Source organism: Desulfobulbus alkaliphilus, assembly GCF_016918545.1.
GTDB lineage: Bacteria > Desulfobacterota > Desulfobulbia > Desulfobulbales > Desulfobulbaceae > Desulfobulbus > Desulfobulbus alkaliphilus.
In genome coordinates, this window is the sequence record NZ_JAFFQC010000460.1 from 1 (window position 1) to 379 (window position 379).

A 379-nucleotide genomic window follows, 5' to 3' on the forward strand; every position below is an offset into this window, starting at 1 on the left:
GTCATCACCTATGTGAAAAGACGTAATGGCGTACCGTTCATCGTGCCTGCCATGGGGAGCCATGGTGGAGGAACTGCTGCGGGGCAGCGAGCGGTACTGGCTTCATGTGGCATCACGGAAGAGAGCATAGGAGCGCCGATCATCGCAGGAGAAGAAAGCGTTCGTATCGGCACCAATGCCGCTGGCGTGCCGGTGTATTGCGATGCTGCTGCCTGGCAGGCGGACTGGCTCATCCCCATCAACAGGGTCAAGCCCCACACCCAGTTTCACGCTCCGACAGAAAGCGGTCTTTTAAAGATGCTGGTCATAGGCTTCGGTAAGGCCAAGGGGGCCGCCACTATACATGGTCACGGCACCAGGGGGCTGGCGGAATATATTC

The 379-nt window shown here is 58.3% G+C and carries 1 pseudogene; it reads left to right on the forward strand.

Annotated elements, in window-relative coordinates:
• Positions 1–379 (forward strand): annotated as a pseudogene (locus JWG43_RS19405) (nickel pincer cofactor-dependent isomerase, group 22); the annotation flags it as partial.